Origin of the sequence: Hwangdonia sp. (assembly GCF_048381975.1) — a bacterium.
In the GTDB taxonomy this organism is placed as follows: Bacteria; Bacteroidota; Bacteroidia; order Flavobacteriales; family Flavobacteriaceae; genus Hwangdonia; species Hwangdonia seohaensis.
In genome coordinates this window covers 194,129-218,209 of record NZ_JBLWYT010000006.1, presented here as the reverse complement: position 1 = coordinate 218,209, position 24,081 = coordinate 194,129, and the positions used below count along the sequence as shown (strand labels likewise).

The window sequence follows — 24,081 nt, the reverse complement described above, 5'->3', positions numbered from 1 at the left end:
GTTTATATCTATAGTTGCTTTAACAATTCATCCACTGCTTTTTTAAGTTGTGTGTCTTGGTTGTTTGCTTTATCATCTGGATTGTTTAGCACTAAAATATCCGGGACTGCCGGTACAAAATCCATGTTATCGCCAGTCGATTTTACATACCAACCTCTAAACGGCATTCTAACGCTAGAGCCGTCTATTAATCGAGCCGAACCTGTTGAAATAACCGCTCCAAAAGTAGGTTCGCCAACCAAAGTACCAATATTCAATGCTTTGTACGCATGCGAAAATATTTCGGCATTCGAATAGCTGGTATGATTACACAGCGCTATAGATGGTTTGGTCCAAGCCGCTAAAGGCAAACGCTCGCTAAACGGATAATGCTCTTTAAATTTTGTATGTTCGGTTTTTAAATTTCCAGCAGCGCCGCGAGGCACCGTATAAGCGTGTTGCTTTACGTTTAAAACCGCCATAAGATAATCGGTTGTCCAACCACCACCGTTAAATCGCACATCAATCACCAGTCCTTTTTTGCCCAAACCGGCAGCGGTGAGTTCGCGCTCAAAACGCTCGAAACTCGTCCAGTTCATCCCTTGAATATGAATGTAACCCAACTGCCCATTCGAGTATTTTTCAGTCAGGCGTTTACGTTCTTTTACCCAAGCTTTATAGTTTTCAAAACGGTTGCTACTTGTAGGTCTGATTACGACTTCAACGGCGTTATTTCCTCGGTTAACATCTAAATAAATCTTCTCGTTTGCAGTGCCTTCCAACAAGCTGTAAACATTCAAATCTTTAGTAAGTTTAGTGCCATTTACGGCAGTAACCACATCGCCGACACGTATTTTACTCATGCTTCTATCGGCAGGCATGTCGCCAATTACCGCTTCAACTTTTAAACTTCCGTTGTTATTGGGCGTAAACTCCAAGCCTAACAAACCGGTGCTTTGTCTTTGCAAATCTTCGCGAGATTCTCCAGAACGGAAGCCCATGTGACTTGCATTTACCTGACCCAACATCCAATTGAACATGTTTTGGAAATCTATTCTGGTGGAAGCGTCCATAGCCAAAGGCTTGTAGGTTTTCTTTAGGGCATTCCAATCGCGACCATGAAAATTGGGATCGTAAAACCCATCGTTAAGTGCTTTCCAAGCTTCCTCGAATATTTGATTTGATTCTTCGTGGTAATCCACGTTCAATCGCGCTGAAATAGGAAGGCTTTCAGTTTTATCAGACGACATATTAATTTTTGAAAGACTACCAAATCCGCTGGTCATGTACAAATTTGAATATTTATTGTCTACCACAATATTGGAAGGTCTTTTATTCCCATTTGTAATGGCTTTTCTGTCTTTTCCTTCCCATGAAATTTTAAACAAATCGGATTCGGTATCGGGATTGCCTCTGGTGCCATTGCCCGTAGTGTAGTAAATGGTTTTTCCGTCTTTTGAAAATGCTCTACCAAACTCGCCGCCCGTAAACGAAGTAACCTGTATTTGACGCTCGTGGATGTCATCAAAATCGATTACAATGTCCTTAACCGCATCTTTATCTTTTTTGTCATCGTCGTTTTTCTTGTCGTTCTTTTTGCTTTTATTCTTGTCATCATCATCATCTTCTTTCCAATCTTCAGCTGTTTTTTCCCAATCTGCCTTATTTAACCAAGTAAACCAAACATCGTAATCGCCATTATTTCTATTGGATGAAAACATTAATTTTTTTCCATCGGCACTCCATACCGGACCATAATCTTGTTTTGGATGCATCGAAATGTTCACTGGTTTTTTGGAGTTATCGGCTTTATGAATATAAATTTCGCTGTTAAAATCCAGATCGCTCAAGCTGTACGCCAACCATTTGGAATCTGGCGACCACGATACGTTATCGGCAGCATCCCAACCATCAAGCAAAATGGTTTCGTTTGAAATTTTTCCGGAGTTATCTATGTTCGCAACCACAAGCATGCCCCGACCTCTTTGAAATGCCAATTCTTTTCCGTTAGGAGACATTACCAAATTACTTTCGTTTTCCTTGGTTTTTGTAATTCTTTCAACCCGATGTTTTAAGGTTTTAAAGAGGTTTGATTCTTTTTTATCATCGGAAGTTACCACGTACAAATCATTCTGTCCGTCTCTATCCGAAATAAAAATCAAGGTGCTATCGTTAACCCAAGTGGCCATTCTGTCTCTGTACGATGAATTTGAAACGTTTACCGTTCGGCTTTTATCTTTATCATTTTCCCTTAAAAATACCTCGCCTCTAATGTTCAACGCACTGTATTTTCCGTTTGGCGATACGGCAATTTCGCCAATTCTGTTGGTGTATGTTTTGCGCTCCACAGGATCGAACCTGTAATCTGAAGCGATATCAATGTTTACTTCTTTTTGGGATTTGGTTGCCGTATCCATTACAAAAACCTTATCGGCTTGAGCCATAATTATAGCATTTCCGTTTCTACTTACATGAAACGAAAATATGCCCATATCCTTAAACGCACTCACCTGCTCTATTGGTCCTTCTTTCGCGCCCGCATCAGAAATCTTAAGTTGGTGTACGTTATATTTTCCGCTTCGTGCCGATTGAAAATAAATGGTATTGTTATCGCCCCATTGCGGATAAAAATCGTTGCCATCAAAAGTGGTTAGTTGTGTGTATTTATCATTTTTAATATCGTACAACCACAAATCCCTATTTGCCGAACCACGATACGCTTCACGCTGGATTCTGCAATTACCCTTTACAAAAACAATAAATTTTCCGTTAGGTGATAATTTGGAATCGAAGCCTAATGTGCTCATAAACCTATGTGGTGTTCCGCCTTTATCGCTTACTTTATGCGTTTCGTATTCGCGTTCAACTTGGGCAAAATCCCGTCGTGTTGAAAATAAAATATCACTATTATTAGTGTAATCCGTTAAATTATCGGTGGTTGAATGATACGTAATTCGTTGTGACAATCCGCCATTTGAAGGTATGGTAAAAACATCATAATTTCCAAACCTGTTGCTCTGAAACGCAATGGTTTTTCCATCTGCACTCCACAGCGGATTGGTATCGTACCCTTCGTGAACGGTTAATCGTTTTGCGTTTTTACCGTTTATATTTGTCGTCCAAATATCGCCTTGAAAATTAAAGGCTATTTGAGTGCCATCGGCATTTAAAGCTGGTGAATTTACTATCGGGTTTTGTGCAGATACGGCGTTGGCAAACAAAAAACTGCATGCCAAAAGCATTAAAGAAAATGGTTTCATTTGTTTAGTTAATTAGTTTAATGAAGAAAAATATAAAAAATTAAAGACATACTTGTTGTTTGCAATGGCTTTAACATAATATTGAGATTCTATTTGATTTTGGCTGTGGAATTAAGCGCGTAAATCGCGAAACTTCCCAACCAATGGCCGCCCTCGTAACTGTCGCCTACAATACTTGGCAACGAATAATTTATATGGTGATTGGCGATGTTTTTTAAATGATTGTACTCCGGCAATCCTTCGGCAATTTTATTTAAACTCCATGCACGCGAAAAATTAACGCCATCCAAATGCACCAATTTTCCATCAGTTCTGTCGGACACTTTTCCTGTTTCGAGTTTGAAGTTTTTATCTTTTAACTGCGGAAGAAATTCATGCAACCATACTTTGAAATCCTCAGTTGATAAAACACGTTTCATTAAAGCGGCTTCCTCTAAACACGGCGATAAAAAATCGAAACCACTGGGTTCCCAGGTTATTGGGCAACCGGCGTCTTTCAAATAAAAATCTTTAGCGCGTTGTGCAATCAGGTTTTTTAATGTTTCGTTATTTACCGTTGAAGCATAATCGTAAGCAAAAGACAACCCGAAAGCGGTATTGGTGTGTTCGCCAACTCTTATTGGGTAATTTAATTTGGGAAGAAATTCTATGTATTTTCCAACAATTAAATCGGTTAACGGTTGTAAATTGGTTTCAAGGGTTCGTGCGGTTTCGTCGTCCCAAGTATGCAATTCTTCGGCGAGTTTAAGCAACCACGCCCAACCGTAGGTACGCTCGTAAGATGTGTTGTGTTTGCCATAAAAATATTGCACTTCGGATTCAATATTTTCTTTTGAAATGTTATTGAGAAGTTGATTTTTAATGTCATCAGCATTTTCAATATCCGGGAACTGTTTGAGTAAACTCACCAAACTCCAATGCCCGTGAACCGACGAATGCCAATCAAAACACCCATAAAACGCAGGATGCAATGCGCTTGGGGATTTTAAATCTTCATCGCCACCAATAGTTTGGTTGAGCTTGTTTGGATATTCGGTATTGATGCAATGCAATGGTAATTGCGCTAAGGTATTTGCGCCTTTTAGGTCTAGTTTTGGGGTGCCTAGAATTGGAGCTGATTGTGAGGTTGAAACTACTTTGGGATTGGTTTCAGCGGATTGCTTTTTTTCTTTTGAAGTGTTACAGCTAAATATTAATACTGTTATTATTATAATGATTTGTTTTTTCATATTATAAATTTAACAATTAAGAGTTTGTAACTTTATAATAAAGATAAAATTTAAAAATACTTATATAATGTATGAATTGTTCTATATTTACTTATGGTTTTACCCAAAAAATATACTATTCTATTCATTATTATTTTAAGCAACTTATTTATTTTTTCCCAAAATAAAGAAAATGGATATGAAACTAAAAATGATTCAAATGCTATTTCATTAGCTAGTAAACAATTGAATAAAAATCAAATTCCAAAGCTAATTCAAGAATATAAAAATAGTGAAAAAAGCGGAAGATATAAGCAGATATTAAATGCAAATATTTCAACTATATCACCTGGAGACACTATTATTATTAAACATTATATAACTGGATATGGATTAATTGACCCATATAGCACAAAAATAATTTCGACAGTTTCTGCAGATATTATTGATGAATCAAAGTCTATAATCTTACCTGGTTTTGGTCTACAAAGTAAAATGAAATGGCATAGTGGCGGCGTAACAGTAAAACTAGGAGGAGTATTCAAATATACTGAAAATGGAGGGTTTCATACTTTTTTTAGTGATTTCAAAGGCAAACGTGAAGGATCTAAATCCAATTATGGTTATACTGATCTTTTAATTGAAAAAAATTATTCCATAAAAAATGAAACTCATTCTCCTTTAGAATGGATTTTGATAACTAAAAACAATATAAATCCAGGAAATTATTATTTTACTTTTATTTTCACTTATTATAATGGAGAAAGTTGGCAAAATGACAAAGTTGAATTACCCATTAAAGTAATGACATGGTATGAAAGACAAGAATCATTAATCCAAAAAGCTGCTTGGGTTATAGTTATAATAACAATATTAGGTTTTTTACTTTCAATACCAAGTATTTATGAAGGTTGGAAAAATTTATTAACCAAAAATTCATCAAATGAAGAAATCTCTAATTCAATTTTAAAATTGAATAAAACTATAGAAGAAACTAATTCTCAAAATAAAATCCTAATTAAAGAAATGAACTCATTAAAGAAAAAAGACACTCCAAACATTAAAAGAAAATCAACAAAAGCTTTAAAAAAGAGAAAAAAATAAAACTCCACGCTACCAGTTTGGAAATGCTGGTTAAAATACAAATTTTCTACTTACTCATATCGCCATCGACAAAAAAAGCCATAGCAAAAATTTATTTTAAATTTTTAAATCAAAAAAATAGAAATCAATTCCCCGTTTTTTGCAGTGTCCATTGCCTACCTAAAAGATCGGTTCCAGAAACATTGCCATTTGCCTCCATTTTCAGGCTCACACTGCCATGGTCTGGTATTGAGCCATTCATTAAAGAAACCATAACATTATATGTTAACAGTTTGTTGAGCGGATTATACCCCCAAGTACCGCTTATTTGCGAAAACCCATCAACACTTTGCTGGGTGCCGCTTAATGCGCCACCAACGTTAAAATAGAGATTTAAATAAGAGATTTGTTGCCCAAATTGGTAAATATAAATGCTCCAAGACCCCGGCATGTAAATGTTGTTTTGCTGTGGCGGAATCGTGGGCTTTTGAGGCGGCTGAAAGTTTGATGTCGTGTTTTGATTGCTTTGATTATCGTTAATATGTGTTTTAAAGTTTGTAGTAACGGTCAGTTTTTTATTCTTGATCAAGTGGTGTATCTGTTCCGCCATTTTCCAGGTTTGTCCGGCACCAAACCAACTAAAATTATAGAAATACATCATTTTTTTTACACCATCATAATTCCCCGAAACCCCCATATAGTTATAGGTGTAACCCGGATTGATATCTTGCGGATAGTAGTCTAACACATCAATATCCTTTATGGTGATTTTAATTTCTCCATCAAATACTATGCGGTCTGAAAACACAAGGATTGACCCCGATTGTTCAGAGTTATCCACAATGGCTTTGGCTTGATTGATGTGCCGCATTTTTACATCCTTGAAAGAAACCAAGAGCTTTGTTGATGTGGTTGTAGCTTCATCTTTTAAAACAGACGCTTCTTGTTTTTCAGTATCTATATTATTTACTATTTCAGGCTCCGGCATTTTTTTAGCGGGCTCTTTTAGTTTTTCAACCGTAACACGTATAGTTTTGGAGCCGCCGCCATTTTTATCTTTCACACGAATACTACCACGGTTCATGCCTACTTTTGGGGTTAACTTTAGCTTAATGTAAGTGTCATGGTTTTCAATATCAATCCAATCGGCATCACAAGTTGCGGCCCAATTTAATTTACCGCTTCCTTCATTAAACACGTCTATAATTTCATCCAGCAAGTCCTCGTCAAATGCCACACCAAGGTGGTCAATTTTTTGTTCAGATACGTTCAATCGGGGTTTCCCACTGCCCAGATTCATGGTTTTGTCTTTCTCTTTTATCGCATCCAATTCTTTTTTAGGTAAAGGTTTCCGTCTGCAAAGCGGGAGATCACCGGAAGTATCTCCAAACTTTCTTTGGGGCCGCTGCTTGGTTTCTTTATTGATTCTTGGATAGATATACTCATAAACCTCATTAATGCTCACATATCCGTCTTGATTTCTATCTATTTCATCTGCTAAGAGCGCTTCGGTAAGGTATTTTGTAAAAGGACTTGGGCTATCAGGTTTATTGGTATCGGCCGTTAATTCTTCCGAACTTGAACTGGTTATAACAAAACGGCCTTCACCAAGTAACGATTGTGGCAAATCCCCGCCTTTAAACGAGCCGCTGTGGCAGCAATCGAGAATTAAAATATGCTTTCTGGTTCCGCAAGATTCCAGTAACATGTTGATGGTGTTATCTGATATCGCTGTAGAAATCAAGGAGTCTTTCTTTGAGTTTTTAGCGGCTAAATACAACCTATTCATGATGTTGTGCAACCCGTGCCCGCTATAATAAAACAACGATTGATCGTTATAAGTTAGATTTTTGAAATAATCCTCCATAGCTGCAAGCATTTCTACAGATGTTGCGTTTATAAGTTCAACAACATGCTCTTCTTTAAACAATCCTTTTTCAGGATTACAAAGCGCCTGTTTTAATATCTTGACATCGTTTACGGGCCCATTAAGCTTTTTTAATTCGTGCGGATCTTCAGGATATTCACTGTTCCCTATCAATATAGCTTTATAGGTTACACTCATATTACGAAGCTTTTTCTATGGCTTGTTCAAGGAATTCTTTAAGCGTATTTTTGTCAACGCCGCTGGCATCGGCGGTAAACGAAACCGTTTTTCCGTTAATATTTGCCGATAATTCAATTTTGGTAGACTTATCCCTAGCCAACCACGCTTTAACCACATCTACTATTCCTGTTATTACTGCAGGGCCTAGGGTGATAATTAAGGTTTCCAATCCGCCTTTCATACCGTCCATAGGCTCTGATTTCTTTTCGACTTTTGTGGCTCTTCCTTGCAAATCACGGACAAGTAAATTTTTTTGTTGTGACCATCGCGGATCGTTTTCATCAAAAAAATCTGAAGATGGATTCAGAATAACTTCTATCTGTTTATTTTCCATAATTATTGTTTTTTGGCTGTAAACCAAATTTATAGAATTTATTTCAGATATGCAGTTAAATGTTTCGCGATTTTTAAAGTACCTACGTGTTTTTCAGAAGTTTACATGAAACACTTGTTGTTCGAAAGGTTTTGGGCGTTACCCCCAAAAGGGGTCGGGCTTTCAGCAGTCGCTTCCTCCTGCGTCGGCGAGCTCCAACAAATGCCTCAATCCCTAACGCACATATTTGCTAGCTATATTTTTAAACCCAATGGTTATGGTTGTTTTGGAGTTTATGGGTTTTGTGATTTTCGAAATACTTTGAAGTTTTAAATTTCGAATAGTAGCTACTTTATATAATTTACTCTAGTTCATTTTTTCCGCCACTGGTCACAGACTAGCGGTTGCGGGGGGAAACGGTTAATTGAATCTGTAAATAGCAATTCCCATTAAATCTGACTTATTTTTCCGCACCGACCAATTGTAGCCCTACTACTGAAATAACCAGTGTTGTAAGAAAAAATATTCGCCAAAATGTTATAGGCTCACTAAACAATACAATGCCTGCAATAACAGTACCTATTGCGCCAATAGCACCCCAAACAGCATAGGCAGTACCCACAGGAATTGCGGCTTCACCACCCATGGCCTTAAATAAAAGGTACATGCTAATGCTTACGCAAACAATGAACGCCAATAGCCAGAGCCACATTTCTTTACCCGAAGTTTGCTGTGCTTTTCCTAAGCTTATGGCAAAACCGGTCTCAAAAACGCCGCCAATAACCAATAATATCCAGTTTATACTCATAATTTAATTTTTACCAAAAAAAACATAATCTCCTTGTAACTATCATCGTTTGATAAAACAAACGGTCGCCAATATTCAATTTAACTTTTTAAACCAAACTTTAAATCGAAAAAATATAAATATAACTATTAATTCCCCGTTTTTTTGCATTGTCTTCAGGATTATGGAATTTGTAATTTCCGCTCATCTATTATATAGTTTATAATTGTAGCTTAAAATTAGATGCCACACGAAAGGATTTGTGCGGCAGCGTGGGGGTTATGAGAGCCTAAAGATTCCTAGGAAAGAGCTAAATTGTAAAAAAATCAAGAAATTATTAATCCTTCTTTTGAAAGAAAGAATACTCCTTAGAACCAACAAGATATGTATAAGGTTTATCATAATTTAACAAAATAAAACATTCTACCATTTTAGTGCCTTGGTGACCGAAAGCTATTTCCCTTAGCATTTGAACTTTGTTCACATTGTCTATACTAATATCAACTCCATTCCCCATTACACTGTCGACAAAACTCATACCATTGGAAAAATTCTTAAAATTAGTTTTAACTTCAAACACGTGAAAATTACGATTAGCTGTAGGCTCTAAAATCTTCACATCAGAAAATTCTATAATCAATTCATTCCCATATGATTTTTTAAAAGGTTTATCAAATTGTAGACTATGATGGTAAACTGTGTAGCCATATTTAAAAAAGTTTCGGTATTTTACTTTGTCAAAATTATGCTCTCTAAAGAATCTTTCGCTACTAGTATTAAAATTATCATCTTCTAAATCCTTATCACTTGATACTTTCATTTGTCGGAGCGTAAACAATAAAGCAAAAACACCTCCAAGTACTGCATATACAATTGATAATTTATCCATTTTCTTAAACATATTATAAAAAATTAATCCTTAATATTCTAAATATTACCCCAACCAACCTTCTCTATCCAAACTCCTATACTGAATTGCTTCACTTATATGCGAACCATTAACATCTGCAACACCTTCCAAATCGGCAATGGTTCTCGACACTTTTAATATTCTATCATAGGCCCGTGCCGATAAGTTTAAACGCTCCATTGCGGTTTTTAAAAGTTGCTTTGAAGCTTCGTCTAAAACACAATGTTTACGGATTTGTTTGGTGTTCATTTGCGCGTTATAATGTACCGAATCCGATTTCTTAAAACGCTCCGTTTGTATGGTCCTGGCTTTGGTAACGCGTTTTCTAATATCCACCGAGGTTTCGCCTTTTCTGTCCTCACTTAATTTTTCAAAAGGTACGGGCGTCACTTCAATATGAATATCGATTCTATCGAGCAACGGGCCGGAAATTTTACTTAAATACCGTTGCATTTCCGCGGGACTTGAGGTTACCGGTGCACTGGGGTCGTTAAAATAACCACCCGGACTCGGGTTCATGCTCGCCACCAACATAAAAGACGATGGATAGGTTACCGTAAATTTTGCGCGGGAAATGGTTACTTCCCTATCCTCCAATGGTTGGCGCAACACTTCTAAAACATCGCGTTTAAATTCCGGTAATTCATCCAAAAACAACACGCCATTGTGCGATAGGGAAATCTCACCCGGTTGCGGAAAACTACCGCCGCCAACAAGGGCGACGTTCGATATGGTGTGGTGCGGACTGCGAAACGGGCGTTGCGCCATCAAACCGGTATCTTTTACGCGCCCAACCACAGAGTGTATTTTGGTAGTTTCCAAGGCCTCGTGCAAGGTCATAGGCGGTAAAATACTCGGTAAGCGTTTTGCCAACATGGTTTTCCCCGCTCCCGGAGGCCCGATTAAAATAATGTTATGGCCACCAGCCGCTGCAATTTCCATACAACGCTTTATGCTTTCCTGTCCTTTTACATCGGAAAAATCAAACTCCGGAAAGTCCAGATTTTTTTCAAATTCCCTTCGGGTATCGATTATGGTCTGTTCAAGAGCTTCATCTTTATCAAAATAATTGATGACTTCCTTTATATTCTCAACACCATAAACTTCCAAATTGTCTACAATGGCAGCTTCTTTAGCGTTTTGTTTTGGCAGGATAAATCCTTTAAAGCCTTCTTCCCTGGCCTTCACCGCAATAGGCAAAGCGCCTTTAATGGGTTGCAAACTGCCGTCAAGCGACAACTCGCCCATTATCAAATATTTTTCTAAATCTTCGGCTTTAATTTGGTCTGTAGATGCTAGAATTCCGATGGCTAAAGTTAAATCGTACGCGCTTCCCTCCTTTCGTAAATCGGCAGGCGACATATTAATAATAATCTTTTTGCCAGGGATTCTGTAACCATTATTCTGTAGCGCTGCGGCAATTCTAAAATTACTTTCCTTTATGGCATTATCGGGCAACCCCACAAGGTGATAGCCCACACCCTTATCAACGTTAACCTCCACGGTAATGGTGGTGGCTTCGACACCAAAAACGGCACTTCCAAAAACTTTTTTAAGCATAGTATTCGTTTACTGCTTAAATGTAAGAAATGTAATTTAATTTTAAGAAAGTTAGGGGCAAAACAATTGACGGGTTTACAGAATAATTTCTGGAATGAAGAAATAAAAAAAAACCCTCAATAAAGAGGGTTCTTAAAAAAATGAATATATTATAATTTAATTGGTTCCATTTAAAAACTTAGGCTTAATCACCAACATCGCCCACGCCCAATTTTGCATATCGGATGCGGCATTTTCAGCAACACCTTTTAACTCGTACATGCCATCGCTAGCAAACATTTGCGAATAGCCCAGTTTTAAAGCGTATCCTTTAAAGCTTTTTGAGAAGACCAAATCCAACTCTGTTCCTAAAGATTTTTCACCACTTGGTAAATCTTGTTCGCCACTAAAATTTAAAACTTTAACCAATAAGCCAGAAGTCTCGCTTAATTTAAAGTTGGCACTCACATGAACATCAAATAACCCAGTGGAATTGGCATGGTTCCCTACGAAGAAATAATCCATAAACCCATTGAATTTATGGTTTGTGCCGTATAATGGAAAGAATGCTTCGGTATCTGGAGTCGATGTATCATTTCCGCTCATAAATTCCAAACCTGCTCCAAGTTCTATTTTATCGGACGCTTTATAACTAAAATCCAATCCTAGTAAATAAGCACCATCTACATTATCGCCCGCTTGAAGAAAAGCGTTGGCTGCCACTCCAAAACTTCCTTTTTTATAATCTAAATGTGTCCCTAAAGTTTGAATGCTATTTACGCCATCGGGATTGTTGTTGGTATCGAATTTCTGAAATCCATTATTTAACAGCAACAAGCTTCCGGAAAAGTTTTCCCAAGCCTGTTTTAAGTACAAATATTGCATGGTTTTATACGAAAAGAAACCTGTGGTATTATAGCCCGTTCCTGTTGAAACAAAACCCGTGGGATGCGAATAATCTTGATTAAATGCCAAGCCAAAATCAGCTAAAAACTTTCCTTTTTTATACTTTAACAAAGCCGCATCGTGATTGCGCCCTTGCTGCGCCCAATCCAGTCCGCCCATAATACGCTGGTCATCATAAGATAAAACCTGACGCCCTAATTTTGTTGAAAACCCTTCACCTAAATTAATTTCCGCCCAAGCCTGAAACACAGCAAACGAGTTGTTTTGATCGTAAGGTAGAATTTGTCGGTTTTCGCCCCAAACCATCACATCTTGCAAGCTCAAATAAAACTTATAGGCATCAACTTGATAGCCTGCATTTAAACGAATTCTCGTAGAAATTCCAAATCCGGCATCGGCAGCATCGGGAATAATGCTTCCAAATCCGTGGCGGTATTCGGTACGGGGTCTGAACTCGCCATCTAATGTAAATTGTGCCTGTGCGAATTGAATGGTCGCCATCAACATGCACATGAATACGTATTGTTTTTTCATTTTTTAAATTTTTATGGTACAAATATATAGGCTATGTACGGCGTAGTTTATGACATATCTCATAAAATTCAAATAAAAAATGCTTGAATAAAATTACAATTCGGTAATCAGGATTTCTTCTTATATCTAATTTTACCCAATTCTATACCAATAGCAGTTTTGGCGAGTATGGTAAAAATAAAAGCACCCATGGCCCAAATACCTAAAGTGACGCCCACCTCTATTTTGGTTGGTAAATATTCAACGATTTTGCCATAAGGCCCGGGGATAAATCCAGGAACGATAAGCCCGAATCCCTTTTCAATCCAAATCGCCACAAAAAGTAATCCGCAACAAAAGTAAAGCACCTTTAGGTTTTCTCGAAGCGGTTTAAAGGTTAACATTACGGTAGCCACAACATTCATTGAAATCGCGGTCCAAATCCATGGTAACAAGGCTGTTTTTCCTTCCAATCCAAAAAACAAATAATACGCACTTTCACTATGGTGCGTTGGTGCATAAAACTCTTTGAACAACTCCGAAATCAACATAATAATATTAATTTGGGCCGCCACCGTAACAATCATAGCAATCTTATTGATAGTTTTGGTTTCTATTTTAAATGCCGTAAACGACCGTATAACCGCCAAAACCAAAATAATCAAAGCAGGTCCGGCAGCAAATGCCGATGCCAAAAACCGAGGCCCCAACAAGGCATTGTTCCAAAACGGACGCGCCTGCAACCCTTGATATAAAAACGCCGTAACCAAATGAATGGCAACCGCCCACAAAACCGATAATATAGCTCCCGGAATATACACTTTTGGGTTGGGCACCTTGCCTTGGTAACGTCTAAAAAGAATATAAAACGGAATACTCAAATTTAAAAACAAGTAACCATTCAACACAATAACATCCCAGGTCAACATCGAATTCGGGAAGTTAAACACGCCAATTCCGGGTATCATGTGCCAAAGTACCGATGGTCCACCCATATCGGCAACCACAAAGGCCAAACACATAATAAGCGCCGCCACGGCAAGCCCTTCGCCAATAAGTACGGCTTGTTTAAAATCAATATCCTTAAGCACATAAGTTGGCATAACCAGCATCACCGCCGCTGCGGCTACCCCAACCAAAAACGTAAAATTAGAAATATACAAACCCCAACTTACCCTATCGTTCATACCCGTAACGCTCAAACCCTGGTCCAATTGTATCGCGTAACAATACATACCAATAAGCATAATAAAGGTTAAAACACCCATCCAAATATTATATTTAACAGATCCTTTTGTGGTAGCATCAAGGCTATCAATAACTAAACTTCTAAAAACTTTTAATCGTCGCATACCATTTTATTATAACTCTTGGTTTTATCTATTGTGTCACTTCGAGTAATTCCAATTTTTATTGGAATTGTATCGAGAAGTTGGGCGTTACCACAAGGGTCGGGCTTTCACTACTCGCTTCCTCCTGCGTCGGCGAGCTCAAACATGCCGCTCAATCCCTAACGCGGATCAATCTGCAATCGGCAGTATTCAGGCCGCAATCAGCATAACCATTTGCCAACTAATCCATAAAATACCAGAACTTAGGCTCGGTGCCCAAATCCTCTTTAAGTCTAAACACTTTTTTGTTTTCCAAAACCCATCGTATCGTACTATTGGGATCCAATAAATTCCCGAATATCCGCGCTCCAGTTGGGCAAGCCTCAACACAAGCTGGGTTTTGTCCTTTTCTGGAGCGTTGCACACAGAACGTACATTTTTCAACCACGCCCTTTTTACGCATTCTGTTTCCTAAATAGTGTTGTTTTTTATTAATTTCAGCTTCAGGCACTTCGGGTTTACTCCAATTAAAGCGTCTGCCATCATACGGGCAAGCTGCCATACAATAGCGGCATCCCACGCACCAATCGTAATCTACAACCACCAAACCATCATCTTCTCTCCAAGTGGCTTGCACCGGGCAAACCTCTACACATGGCGGATTATCGCAATGAAAACACTGGGTTCCCATATAAAAATGCCCTTCCGCGGGCACTTCGTGGTAATAATTATCATCGGCCTCGTTAAACTTAAAGCCATTGCCGTCCTTCATTTCATGAATTCGGATGTACTGCATTTGCGAATCCCTGTCTTGGTTATTCTCTTCAACACAAGCATTCACACAATCCATATAACCTTGGCATTTCGAAATATTAAATGCATACCCAAAAAGCACATCGTCTTTAGCATTTTCTGAGGTCATACTAATGTTTTTTCCGGTGCGCAATTCATAAGAGCGCATTAAGCGTTCAACCGTGGCATTTTTTTCCTTATCACTCATCAGTTTATAGTTGCCTTTAAACTGCTCTTCCCAATCTATTTGTGCTCTTTCTTTGCTATCTTCACCGGTAACCACACTACACGATGTACTTACGGCACCAGCGCCAATTAGCAAACTCGCGGTTAACTTTTTAAAGGCCGTTCGCCTATCCATTTTAACGTCAAATACCTGCTCGAAACCATCCTTTTTTACTTCATCTCCAATCGATGCATTTACCGCAGCTTCAAGAAATGCTTCATCGCTCAACTCTTCTTTATGGCTGTTACAGCCACCCGCGGTTATACCACAGCCACAAGACCCTGAAGGTTCTTTTTTTCGGTTAAAATTTAAATCTAATGAATACCATTTTTTATTATTGCTCATACCTATTTTTTTAATGCTTTAAACCTTCGTAAGCTCCTTCAATTTGTTCCGTATTAAATCGCGATGGCCATCTGGACTCAATACTTGGGCTATGCGGATTGTGGCAATTTACACAAGTAAGCGATGCCCGTGGTGGCGCCCATCCGCCAATGCGTTTACCGTGTGCGCCACCTTTCCAATCTTCAAATTGAGAGGAATGGCATTGGGCACATAATTTATAACTGGAGTTAAAATCTACTTTAATACCAGTAAGTGTATTGAGATTATTCATATCGCTACCATTATGGCACGTGGCACAATTCATTGTATTGCTATTGGCATGCGCTAATGTAATATCCCAATGTGCTTTTTTTAAGTCCTTGCCCTTTAGTTCATCAAGAGGTTCCGTATGGCACTCCGTACATGCATACGAGGTGATTTGGCTTTTCCGTTCAGGAATTAAAAACGTATGCCCGCCTTCGGTAATCTCCATGGTTTTATAATGATTGAAAAAAGCTTCGGAAGTTAACGTAGAATCCTGATGACTTATACTTTCGGCTTGAATTTTATCGTGAAGACTGTGGTATTCGCCTTCACCATGTTTACACGAAAAAAAGACTAAAACAAACAGACAAGCTAATATATATATGTAATTTTCTCTATTCATTATCTTTACTATTGGTTCTTGAAAAAGGTGTGATTTCCGAAACTACACGGTCTGTTGGCACATGGCATTGCCTGCAGTTAATACGCTCTGGATGTGTTACCCTAATTTCTTTGGGTGCGGCGGGTCCGGCGTGACAAGACAAGCAGTTTTCACGCATCTGTATTTGGTGCGGAATCATAGGTGGTGTACCCAACAATGCGTTATTAACGCCCACTTTTGGCGCATGTACTTTTGCCAAATTGGCCGACTTAAAAAGTGAATTGCTGTTTTGGGATACATGGCATTGGCGACAATTAACCATTTCTGGATGCGGTGTAACGGGTGCATAGGCTTCAAATCGTTTTACAAAACCACCATTTTGATGACATTGCAAACAGGTATTACCGCCCAAGCTTCTTTCGTTTTTAACGGGATGCGGAATACTTGGTGGCGCTCCATGATACGCTCTATTATCGTAATATGTATCTAATGTGCGTTGATGATTGGCGTCAACAGGCATATTGGCATATTCCAATGCAAATTCCGACCGTTTAAATACACCACTTTCAGATGGAATATTAGTATGTATTGCGGTATTTTCTATAGGAACATAACCTTCTTCTAAACCCGTTTGATAGCTAAAACTCCAAATAACAATAAAAGTTATAAACAGTATTATAAAAAGCGATATGATTCCGAGTCTTTTTTTCATATTCTAAGTTTTTTCAACTTTAACTGCACATTTTTTATAATCTGGTTCTTTGGAAATCGGACAAAAAGCATCAAGCGTTACATCGTTAATCATCATGTTTTCATCAAAGAAAGGTACAAAAACCTGACCTTTGGTGGGCAACCCTCTCTCGTTTATCGAGGCTGGTAATACACACGAACCGCGTCGTGAGGTTACTTTTATGTTTTCACCATTTCTAACCCCCAAAGCCTTGGCATCTTCCGGATGAAATTCTATATAGGCATGTGGCATGGCTTTGTGTAATACAGGAATTCTACGGGTCATAGACCCTGTGTGCCAATGCTCGATGACACGACCGGTGTTTAACCAAAACGGATAGTCGCTGTCTGGTACTTCCGGTGCGGGTTCGTAAGGCCGTTGCCAGATTACGGCTCTTCCATCTGGTTTGCCGTAAAAATGAAAATCCTCACCATTGGAACATGCCGGATCGTATTTAGCATTGAATCGCCATTGTGTAGATTTGCCGTTTACGTAAGGCCAAATAACACCCGATTCTTTCTTTAAAACTTCTAATGGCGCCATTCCGTGTTTTGCACCTTCATGAAATTGTCTGTATTCGTTATAAATTTCTTCAACGTGGTTTTCTTTGCTGTAAGGAAACAAGTCGCCATAACCCATGCGTTTTGCAACTTCAATAAACATCCACGCATCTGGTGTGGTTTCTCCAGGACCTTCAACCATTTTGTCCCAATGCTGGGTTCTGCGTTCTGAATTTCCGTACAATCCACTTTTTTCAATATGCCACGATGCTGGTAATATCACATCGGCAACATCGGAAGTCGGTGTTGGAAACACATCGGAAACCACCACAAAGCAGGAATCTTTTTGCATGCCTGGGCGGTAGCGACTCGTTTTCGGCAAGGACACCAGAGGATTGGTTGCTTGAGTCCAAATAAATTTAATATCGCCACGATCAACCGCTCTAAACATTTCGGTAGCGTGATAGGTTGGTTTTGATGGAATCCGTTCAACGGGAACTTTCCAAATTTTTGCGGCTAATTCTCTGTTTTCGGCATTCATCACAACGCCCTTGGGCAACTTATGAGTAAAGGTTCCCACCTCACGGGCGGTTCCACAAGCAGAAGGTTGACCTGTTAATGAAAACGGTCCATTACCGGGTTGTGAAATTTTTCCGGTCAATAAATGAATGTTATAAACCAAATTGTTTATCCATGTGCCTCGGGTATGCTGGTTCATGCCCATGCACCAATAAGAAACTACTTTAGTATTCGGGTTTCCATAAATAAAAGCCAGATATTTAATATCCTTTGCCGATACTTTTGAGTATTTGGCAACCTTCTCAGGCGTGTAATCTTTCAAAAATTCCTTAAAAGCAGCAAAATCTATTTTTTCCGGTTTGTCTGTAAACTCAAAATTGTCTTCAAGTCCATACCCTATATTGGTAAGTCCTTTATTGAAGTTACAATGCTTTTCAACAAAAGATTTATTTACCCAACCATTATTAATAATCTCATAACAAATCGCGTTGGCAACCGCTAAATCGGTTTGCGGTTCAAATAAAATCGACTTATCTGATGCTGTGCTAGAACGGGTGGTTCGCGTAGCAAAATCAATAATTTTAGCGCCTCGTCTCGCTTTTTGTTCTAACATTCTAGAAAATAAAACGGGGTGCATTTCTGCCATATTATTGCCCCAAGTCACAAAATAATCGGCATACTCAATATCTTCGTAACAGCCCATGGGCTCATCGGCACCAAACGAGGTTAAAAACCCGGTTACCGCACTGGCCATACACAAGCGGGCGTTGCAATCTAAATTATTGGTACCTATAGCGCCTTTCATTAATTTTGAAGCCACATAGCCTTCAGGAATTGTGGATTGCCCCGAAGTGTACATCGCCACCGAGTCTTTCCCGTGTGCCGCAATGGTTTCTTTCATTTTATTGGCAACAATATCTAAAGCTTCATCTATTGGCGTTTTTACATAAGTTCCGTTTTTCTTCACCAAAGCATGGGTTAATCGGTCTTTAGACTGAATACACATGGTTTGATGATAGCCTTTCACACAAAGCAAGCCTTTATTTACAGCACTGTTTGGGTCGCCTTTTACGGCCACGGCTTTACCGTTTTCAGTTCCCACTAAAATACCACAGCCTACACCACAGAATCTACAAGGGCCTTTTTTCCAATCTAAATTGGCGCCATCAGGAATTCCAGCCTCTTGTTCGCTGGCAAATATGATGCCCGGAAACATGGATGCCGCTGCCGCCATGGCAGACAAACGCGCCATTTTTTTTATAAAACTTCTTCTGTTTGATAATGAATTGTACATGTTATTGCTGATTTTGTGGACTGTTAAAACCTGAAACCATTGCTAACAATTTTAGGCTTTCAATATTTTCAATTTTTTCTTTAAGAATTTCGTCAGAAGCATCATCTAAAGTGTCGGTTACCAACACCAAAATATCTTCATTGGTTGCAGGCATAACCTCGCATTCCTTTAATGCTGATAACGCAGTTATAAGTTCTTCTTTTTTATTCTCGTGCGGATGCGCTAAATAGCTTTTTATGGGCATATAGAATGGAGGTATGTCAGTTTAAAAACGTAAATCTCCATTAAATTAATAAAAAATAAACTAACAATTGTCATAAAAACCTTATTTACAATAAATCTAAATAAATGACTTTATACATTGCTCCAACCGACAATAAAACAAAATGCGTTATATTTGTATAGACATAACGAAATTTTCAAATGACTTCAATTGAAGACGCTATCCAACTAGTTAAGGCAAGGGTAAAGCCTATTTTAAAAAAAACCACAAAACCTGTTGAAAAAGCAGGTGGTTACTTTTTATTTGAAGACCAATATGCTCCTATAAATATGCCACCTTTTAGGCAATCGGCTATGGATGGTTATGCCTTGAATTTGCATGACGATTTAACATATCGTTTAATAGGTGAAGTAAAAGCTGGTGATGAGCATCAACCCATTTTAAAAAAAGGGGATGCCGTAAGGATTTTTACGGGCGCGGCAATTCCGGATACGGCAGATGCGGTAATGATGCAGGAAAAAGTTAAAACGGATGGCAATACGCTTGAAATTGAACACCACATAGAAAAAGAACATAATATTCGCCCTTTAGGCGAACAAGTTAAAACAGGCGATTTGGCCTTGAAAAAAGGAACGAAATTAACACCAGCAGCGATTGGGTATTTAAGTTCTTTGGGCATAAAAGACGTTTCAGTATTTAAAAAACCTTCAATTGCCCTTGTTACCACAGGAAACGAATTGATTGAAGCCGGACAAGATTTGCCTTTCGGAAAAATTTACGAAAGCAATTCCAAAATGTTGCTCGCGGCACTTTACAGCTTAAAGTTTTACGAAGTTAGCATTCATAAAGTTGCAGATGATTATGAAAAAACGGTAACAAAACTCAACACCGTAATTAACGACCATGATTTAGTACTAATAACCGGAGGTATTTCGGTGGGCGACTACGATTTTGTTGGAAAGGCTTTAAGCCAACTTAATGTAAAAGAAGTTTTTTATAAAGTAAAACAGAAACCCGGTAAGCCTTTGTTCTTTGGAAAAAAAGAAGACACAAGTATTTTTGCCCTACCCGGAAATCCCGCAGCGGCACTTACTTGTTTTTATGTTTATGTGTTTATCGCCTTGCAAAATATGATGAATCGAGACGCCTCTGAATTGCCTCGAATACAAGCAAAATCCGTTTCAGATTTTAACAAAAAAGGCGACCGACCACAATTTCTCAAAGCGGTTTATAACGATGGAAAAGTTGAAATTTTAGAAGGACAAAGTTCTGCCATGCAACACACGTTTGCCGTGTCGAATGCTTTGGTTTTTGCTTCAGAAGAGGTTACCAAAATTAATAGGAACGATACCGTTGAAACCATTTTATTAGCTGTATAAATATGAGTTATAAAATTAAAAGCAGAATCTGGATCGAATCCAAAAACAAGGTGTTTTTAGGTGAAGGACGCGTGCAATTACTTAAAGCCATTGATGAAACGGGATCGCTTTCAAAAGCAGCAAAATCTTTAAATATATCCTATAAAAAAGCTTGGGGCCTTATTGATTCGGTTAATAAATCGGCAAAACAACCGGTAACCATAAACAGTATTGGTGGTAAAGGTGGTGGCGGTGCAGAACTCACCGATTACGGAAAAACTTTGGTTAATGCCTTCGACCATATCAATAAAAACTGTTGGGAATTTTTAGATACGCAACTCGAAAAAATAAAAGATTTATAAAATGTTACAAACCGAAAACATATATATTTTCCTTTTTATACTACCCATCGTATCATTCCTTTACGCTAGCGTTGGTCACGGTGGCGCAAGCGGTTATTTGGCTTTAATGGCACTGTTTTCATTCGCAACGGAAACCATGAAACCTACTGCCCTATTGCTCAATTTATTCGTTGCCGGTATTTCATTTTACTATTATTATAAGGAAGGTTATTTTAACCGAAAGTTATTTTTATCGTTCGCCATAACCTCAATTCCATTAGCTTTTTTGGGAGGCACGATTGAAGTTGATGCTACACTTTACAAAAAAATATTAGCGATTTTACTGGTGTTTGCCATTTTAAAAATGTTGAATGTTTTCGGAAAAGAAAGCAACAGCATAAAAGACATAAAACTATGGCAAGGGTTGATTGTTGGTGCCATCATTGGTTTCTTTTCGGGACTTATCGGTATTGGCGGAGGCATTATTTTAACGCCCATAATTTTGCTTTTACATTGGGGCAAAATGAAGGAGGCCGCCGCAGTTTCGGCTTTGTTTATTTGGGTAAATTCCGCTTCCGGACTTATCGGGCAATTAAGTAGCGGCGTAACTTTAGAAAAAGAATCGTTTTTATTGGTGGGCATTGCACTTATTGGCGGTGTTTTGGGTGGTTACTATGGCAGTAAAAAAATCAACAACCAAAAGCTTCGATATATTTTGGCTTTTGTTCTCGTAATTGCAAGTGCTAAATTATTTTTCGCATAAAATGATAGACAAAAAAGACATAACGGGCATAATCTTAGCTGGCGGAAAAAGCTCGCGAATGGGAACGGACAAAGGTTTTTTAAGGCTGAACAACAAACCCTTTGTTCAATATAGCATCGAGGCCTTAAAACCTTTGGTTTCGGAAATTATAATTGTTTCAGATGATTTAAATTACGATGTATTCGGATTGAAACGCGTAAACGACATCACAAAAAATGCGGGTCCAATGGCTGGGATTTGCTCCGGATTAGAAGCTTCATCAACCGATTACAATTTGATTTTGAGTTGCGATATTCCGCTGATAAACTCTGAAATTTTAAAAAAATTAATTGATGCTGTTGATGCCAATTCCGAAATCATTCAAATTGAAAACCAAGGAAAAACAATGCCGTTGATTGCTTTATATAAACGACACATTAAAGACACATTTAATGGGTTTTTACAGAAAGGCGAACGGCGATTACGAGTGGCCGTAAAAGCCTGCATATCAAAAAACATCAAACTAGAAAAAGCGCATGAATTTTCTACGATGAACGTGAATACAAAAGAAGAATTAAAACAAATTGAAAATGCATTTAACCATTAAATATTTTGGACAAATAGCCGAAGTGACTCAAAAAGAAGAAGAATCTTTGGAGTTTTCGGGACAACTGATTTCCGAGCTTTTAAATATGCTTTACTCAAAATATAAGGCATTAAAAAACAAGGATTTTCAAGTGGCGCACAATCAAGAATTGGTTTCCGTTGAAACCGAAATTACAGGTACCGAAATCGCCTTATTACCGCCTTTTGCCGGTGGTTGAACAACATAGACCTGTCAGGTTTTAAAAACCTGACAGGTCTGAAAAAACATTAAATGAGATACAACAGACATATCATATTATCCGAAATCGGGCAAACCGGTCAAGACAAAATTTCCAATGCCAAGGTATTGGTTATAGGCGCTGGTGGTTTGGGCTGCCCCGTGCTGCAGTATTTAACCGCTGCGGGTGTTGGCACCATTGGTATTATAGATTTTGATGTGGTTGAAATTTCCAATTTGCAACGTCAGGTTTTATTTGGCAAATCATCTTTAGGTCAAAACAAGGCCATGGCCGCAAAACAACGTTTGGAAGATTTAAACAATGAAATCTCCATCATCGCTTACCCTGAAAAACTAACGCACAAAAACGCCATCAATTTATTCAATCAATACGATATTATTGTTGATGGCACCGATAATTTCGCCACACGGTACCTTTCAAATGATGCTTGTTTATTAACCAACAAACCATTGGTTTTTGGCGCTATTTATAAGTTTGAAGGGCAAGTTTCTGTTTTTAATTACAACAACGGACCGAGTTATCGTTGCCTGTTTCCAAATCCGCCTAAAAAAGATACGATTCCAAATTGTTCGGAAATTGGTGTTTTGGGAGTTCTTCCCGGAATTATTGGCAGTATGCAAGCCAATGAGGTTTTAAAAATTATTTTAAATCTGGGCGACGTGCTTTCGGGGAAATTATTGTGCTATAATGCGCTAACATCAAAAACATCCATCTTAAAAATCAATCGAAATGAAAAAATTATCAATTCGGTTTTAAACGACAAGGAAAATTTTCATAAAAACGATATCGATTTTAATTGTGAAATTGATGCAGACGAAGTTTCAATCACCTCCATTTTATCAAAAGATAACATTCAATTTATCGATGTTAGAGAAGCACACGAACAGCCAAAAGTTGAAAATTTAGAAGTAACATACATGCCGTTGAGCACACTAAAAAACAACCTAAATAAAATCGATTTGAAAAAAGAAAAGTATCTGTTTTGCCAATCGGGAATCCGCAGTAAAAAAGCAGTTTCTATTTTAAAAGCATTAAAAATTGAAAACTGTTTTAGCTTGAAAGAAGGTGCAGCAGAAATAATTGAAACCTACAAGGTTTTTAAAACTTTGCAGGACTAAAGCAATACATATTATGAAAGATAGAAAACCTAAAAACGTATTTAAACAAGGCGCGATTTCCTCAGAATTTATAGGGGATTCCATCGCCAAACATCAAACCAAAACCAGCATTGGCGCCCACAATATTTTCTTAGGTCAGGTACGTGCTGATGTAATAAACGATAAAACCGTTTCGGCGATTGAATATACGGCTTACGAGGATATGGCTAATCAAAAATTCCATGAGATTCGCGAAGCCGCTTTTGAAAAATTCGAACTTACCTGCATGCATATTTACCACAGTTTAGGCATGGTAAAAGCAGGCGAAATTTGCTTGTTTGTGTTCGTTTCGTCACCGCGAAGAAAGGTGGTTTTTAAGGCTTTGGAATTTATCGTTGAAGCCATAAAAGCTGATGTTCCCGTTTTTGGAAAAGAAATTTTTGAAGACGAAAGTCATCAATGGAAAGCAAACTCTTAATACCGTGGGTCGTTTAGTTGTTTGTCGGTA

General features: G+C 38.2%; 22 protein-coding genes. 8 read left to right on the top strand and 14 right to left on the bottom strand.

Annotation, left to right across the window (positions count from 1 at the left end):
• Positions 1 to 8 precede the first annotated feature (8 nt).
• The gene (locus tag ACN5J7_RS12335; protein ID WP_418604124.1) at positions 9 to 3,239 is read right to left on the bottom strand and encodes a S41 family peptidase; all 3,231 of its coding nucleotides are present in this window, start codon (positions 3,237 to 3,239) and stop codon (positions 9 to 11) included.
• 89 nt (positions 3,240 to 3,328) lie between these two features.
• Positions 3,329 to 4,468, bottom strand: a complete 1,140-nt coding sequence (locus ACN5J7_RS12330) for a DUF2891 domain-containing protein (protein WP_418604123.1) — start codon at positions 4,466 to 4,468, stop codon at positions 3,329 to 3,331.
• A gap of 93 nt (positions 4,469 to 4,561) precedes the next feature.
• Between ACN5J7_RS12330 and ACN5J7_RS12325 the strand changes: the two genes are divergently transcribed.
• A complete protein-coding gene (locus ACN5J7_RS12325; RefSeq protein ID WP_418604122.1) occupies positions 4,562 to 5,551 on the top strand; it encodes a hypothetical protein in 990 nt (329 codons plus the stop codon).
• 124 nt (positions 5,552 to 5,675) lie between these two features.
• Here the strand turns inward: ACN5J7_RS12325 and ACN5J7_RS12320 are convergent, their stop codons facing one another.
• The 12 genes from ACN5J7_RS12320 to ACN5J7_RS12265 form a co-directional block, all read right to left on the bottom strand.
• Positions 5,676 to 7,595, bottom strand: coding sequence for a caspase family protein (locus tag ACN5J7_RS12320; protein WP_418604121.1), 1,920 nt, complete (start codon positions 7,593 to 7,595; stop codon positions 5,676 to 5,678).
• A gap of 1 nt (position 7,596) precedes the next feature.
• On the bottom strand, positions 7,597 to 7,971 hold the full coding sequence (locus ACN5J7_RS12315; RefSeq protein WP_418604120.1) for an effector-associated constant component EACC1: 375 nt from the start codon (positions 7,969 to 7,971) through the stop codon (positions 7,597 to 7,599).
• A 439-nt stretch (positions 7,972 to 8,410) separates the two neighbouring features.
• Positions 8,411 to 8,752 carry a multidrug efflux SMR transporter gene (locus tag ACN5J7_RS12310; RefSeq protein ID WP_311939050.1) on the bottom strand — a complete coding sequence of 114 codons (342 nt, stop codon included), beginning with the start codon at positions 8,750 to 8,752 and terminating at the stop codon, positions 8,411 to 8,413.
• A 322-nt stretch (positions 8,753 to 9,074) separates the two neighbouring features.
• On the bottom strand, positions 9,075 to 9,626 hold the full coding sequence (locus ACN5J7_RS12305; RefSeq protein WP_418604119.1) for a hypothetical protein: 552 nt from the start codon (positions 9,624 to 9,626) through the stop codon (positions 9,075 to 9,077).
• 45 nt (positions 9,627 to 9,671) lie between these two features.
• Positions 9,672 to 11,207, bottom strand: coding sequence for a YifB family Mg chelatase-like AAA ATPase (locus tag ACN5J7_RS12300; RefSeq protein WP_418604118.1), 1,536 nt, complete (start codon positions 11,205 to 11,207; stop codon positions 9,672 to 9,674).
• 156 nt (positions 11,208 to 11,363) lie between these two features.
• Positions 11,364 to 12,626, bottom strand: coding sequence for an alginate export family protein (locus tag ACN5J7_RS12295; protein WP_418604117.1), 1,263 nt, complete (start codon positions 12,624 to 12,626; stop codon positions 11,364 to 11,366).
• 107 nt (positions 12,627 to 12,733) lie between these two features.
• The gene (dsrP, locus tag ACN5J7_RS12290; RefSeq protein WP_418604116.1) at positions 12,734 to 13,957 is read right to left on the bottom strand and encodes a sulfate reduction electron transfer complex DsrMKJOP subunit DsrP; all 1,224 of its coding nucleotides are present in this window, start codon (positions 13,955 to 13,957) and stop codon (positions 12,734 to 12,736) included.
• A gap of 220 nt (positions 13,958 to 14,177) precedes the next feature.
• The gene (locus ACN5J7_RS12285) at positions 14,178 to 15,299 is read right to left on the bottom strand and encodes a 4Fe-4S dicluster domain-containing protein (protein ID WP_418604115.1); all 1,122 of its coding nucleotides are present in this window, start codon (positions 15,297 to 15,299) and stop codon (positions 14,178 to 14,180) included.
• A 10-nt stretch (positions 15,300 to 15,309) separates the two neighbouring features.
• Entirely contained in the window at positions 15,310 to 15,945 is a 636-nt protein-coding gene (locus tag ACN5J7_RS12280; RefSeq protein ID WP_418604114.1) for a cytochrome c3 family protein, read from the bottom strand.
• Positions 15,938 to 16,636, bottom strand: a complete 699-nt coding sequence (locus ACN5J7_RS12275; protein ID WP_418604113.1) for a nitrate reductase cytochrome c-type subunit — start codon at positions 16,634 to 16,636, stop codon at positions 15,938 to 15,940. The genes ACN5J7_RS12280 and ACN5J7_RS12275 overlap by 8 nt, the downstream gene beginning before the upstream one ends.
• Before the next feature lie 3 nt (positions 16,637 to 16,639).
• Positions 16,640 to 18,967 (bottom strand): molybdopterin-dependent oxidoreductase, encoded by a 2,328-nt coding sequence (locus ACN5J7_RS12270; protein ID WP_418604112.1) that lies wholly within the window; start codon positions 18,965 to 18,967, stop codon positions 16,640 to 16,642.
• A gap of 1 nt (position 18,968) precedes the next feature.
• Positions 18,969 to 19,211 carry a hypothetical protein gene (locus ACN5J7_RS12265; RefSeq protein ID WP_418604111.1) on the bottom strand — a complete coding sequence of 81 codons (243 nt, stop codon included), beginning with the start codon at positions 19,209 to 19,211 and terminating at the stop codon, positions 18,969 to 18,971.
• A 179-nt stretch (positions 19,212 to 19,390) separates the two neighbouring features.
• On the opposite strand from ACN5J7_RS12265, the gene ACN5J7_RS12260 reads away from it, so the two are divergent.
• Genes ACN5J7_RS12260 through ACN5J7_RS12230 form a run of 7 tightly spaced genes read left to right on the top strand, consistent with a single transcriptional unit; the run spans position 19,391 to position 24,051 of the window.
• Entirely contained in the window at positions 19,391 to 20,569 is a 1,179-nt protein-coding gene (locus tag ACN5J7_RS12260) for a molybdopterin molybdotransferase MoeA (protein WP_418604110.1), read from the top strand.
• Between the two features lie 2 nt (positions 20,570 to 20,571).
• Positions 20,572 to 20,910 carry a winged helix-turn-helix domain-containing protein gene (locus ACN5J7_RS12255; RefSeq protein ID WP_418604109.1) on the top strand — a complete coding sequence of 113 codons (339 nt, stop codon included), beginning with the start codon at positions 20,572 to 20,574 and terminating at the stop codon, positions 20,908 to 20,910.
• Position 20,911: 1 nt separating this feature from the next.
• A complete protein-coding gene (locus ACN5J7_RS12250) occupies positions 20,912 to 21,652 on the top strand; it encodes a sulfite exporter TauE/SafE family protein (protein WP_311937868.1) in 741 nt (246 codons plus the stop codon).
• Position 21,653: 1 nt separating this feature from the next.
• On the top strand, positions 21,654 to 22,238 hold the full coding sequence (mobA, locus tag ACN5J7_RS12245; protein ID WP_311937867.1) for a molybdenum cofactor guanylyltransferase: 585 nt from the start codon (positions 21,654 to 21,656) through the stop codon (positions 22,236 to 22,238).
• The gene (locus ACN5J7_RS12240) at positions 22,222 to 22,455 is read left to right on the top strand and encodes a MoaD/ThiS family protein (protein WP_311937866.1); all 234 of its coding nucleotides are present in this window, start codon (positions 22,222 to 22,224) and stop codon (positions 22,453 to 22,455) included. Before mobA ends, ACN5J7_RS12240 begins: the two co-directional genes overlap by 17 nt.
• 53 nt (positions 22,456 to 22,508) lie before the next feature.
• Positions 22,509 to 23,594 carry a molybdopterin-synthase adenylyltransferase MoeB gene (gene moeB / locus ACN5J7_RS12235; RefSeq protein ID WP_418604108.1) on the top strand — a complete coding sequence of 362 codons (1,086 nt, stop codon included), beginning with the start codon at positions 22,509 to 22,511 and terminating at the stop codon, positions 23,592 to 23,594.
• A gap of 13 nt (positions 23,595 to 23,607) precedes the next feature.
• Positions 23,608 to 24,051 (top strand): molybdenum cofactor biosynthesis protein MoaE, encoded by a 444-nt coding sequence (locus tag ACN5J7_RS12230; RefSeq protein ID WP_418604107.1) that lies wholly within the window; start codon positions 23,608 to 23,610, stop codon positions 24,049 to 24,051.
• Positions 24,052 to 24,081 lie beyond the last annotated feature (30 nt).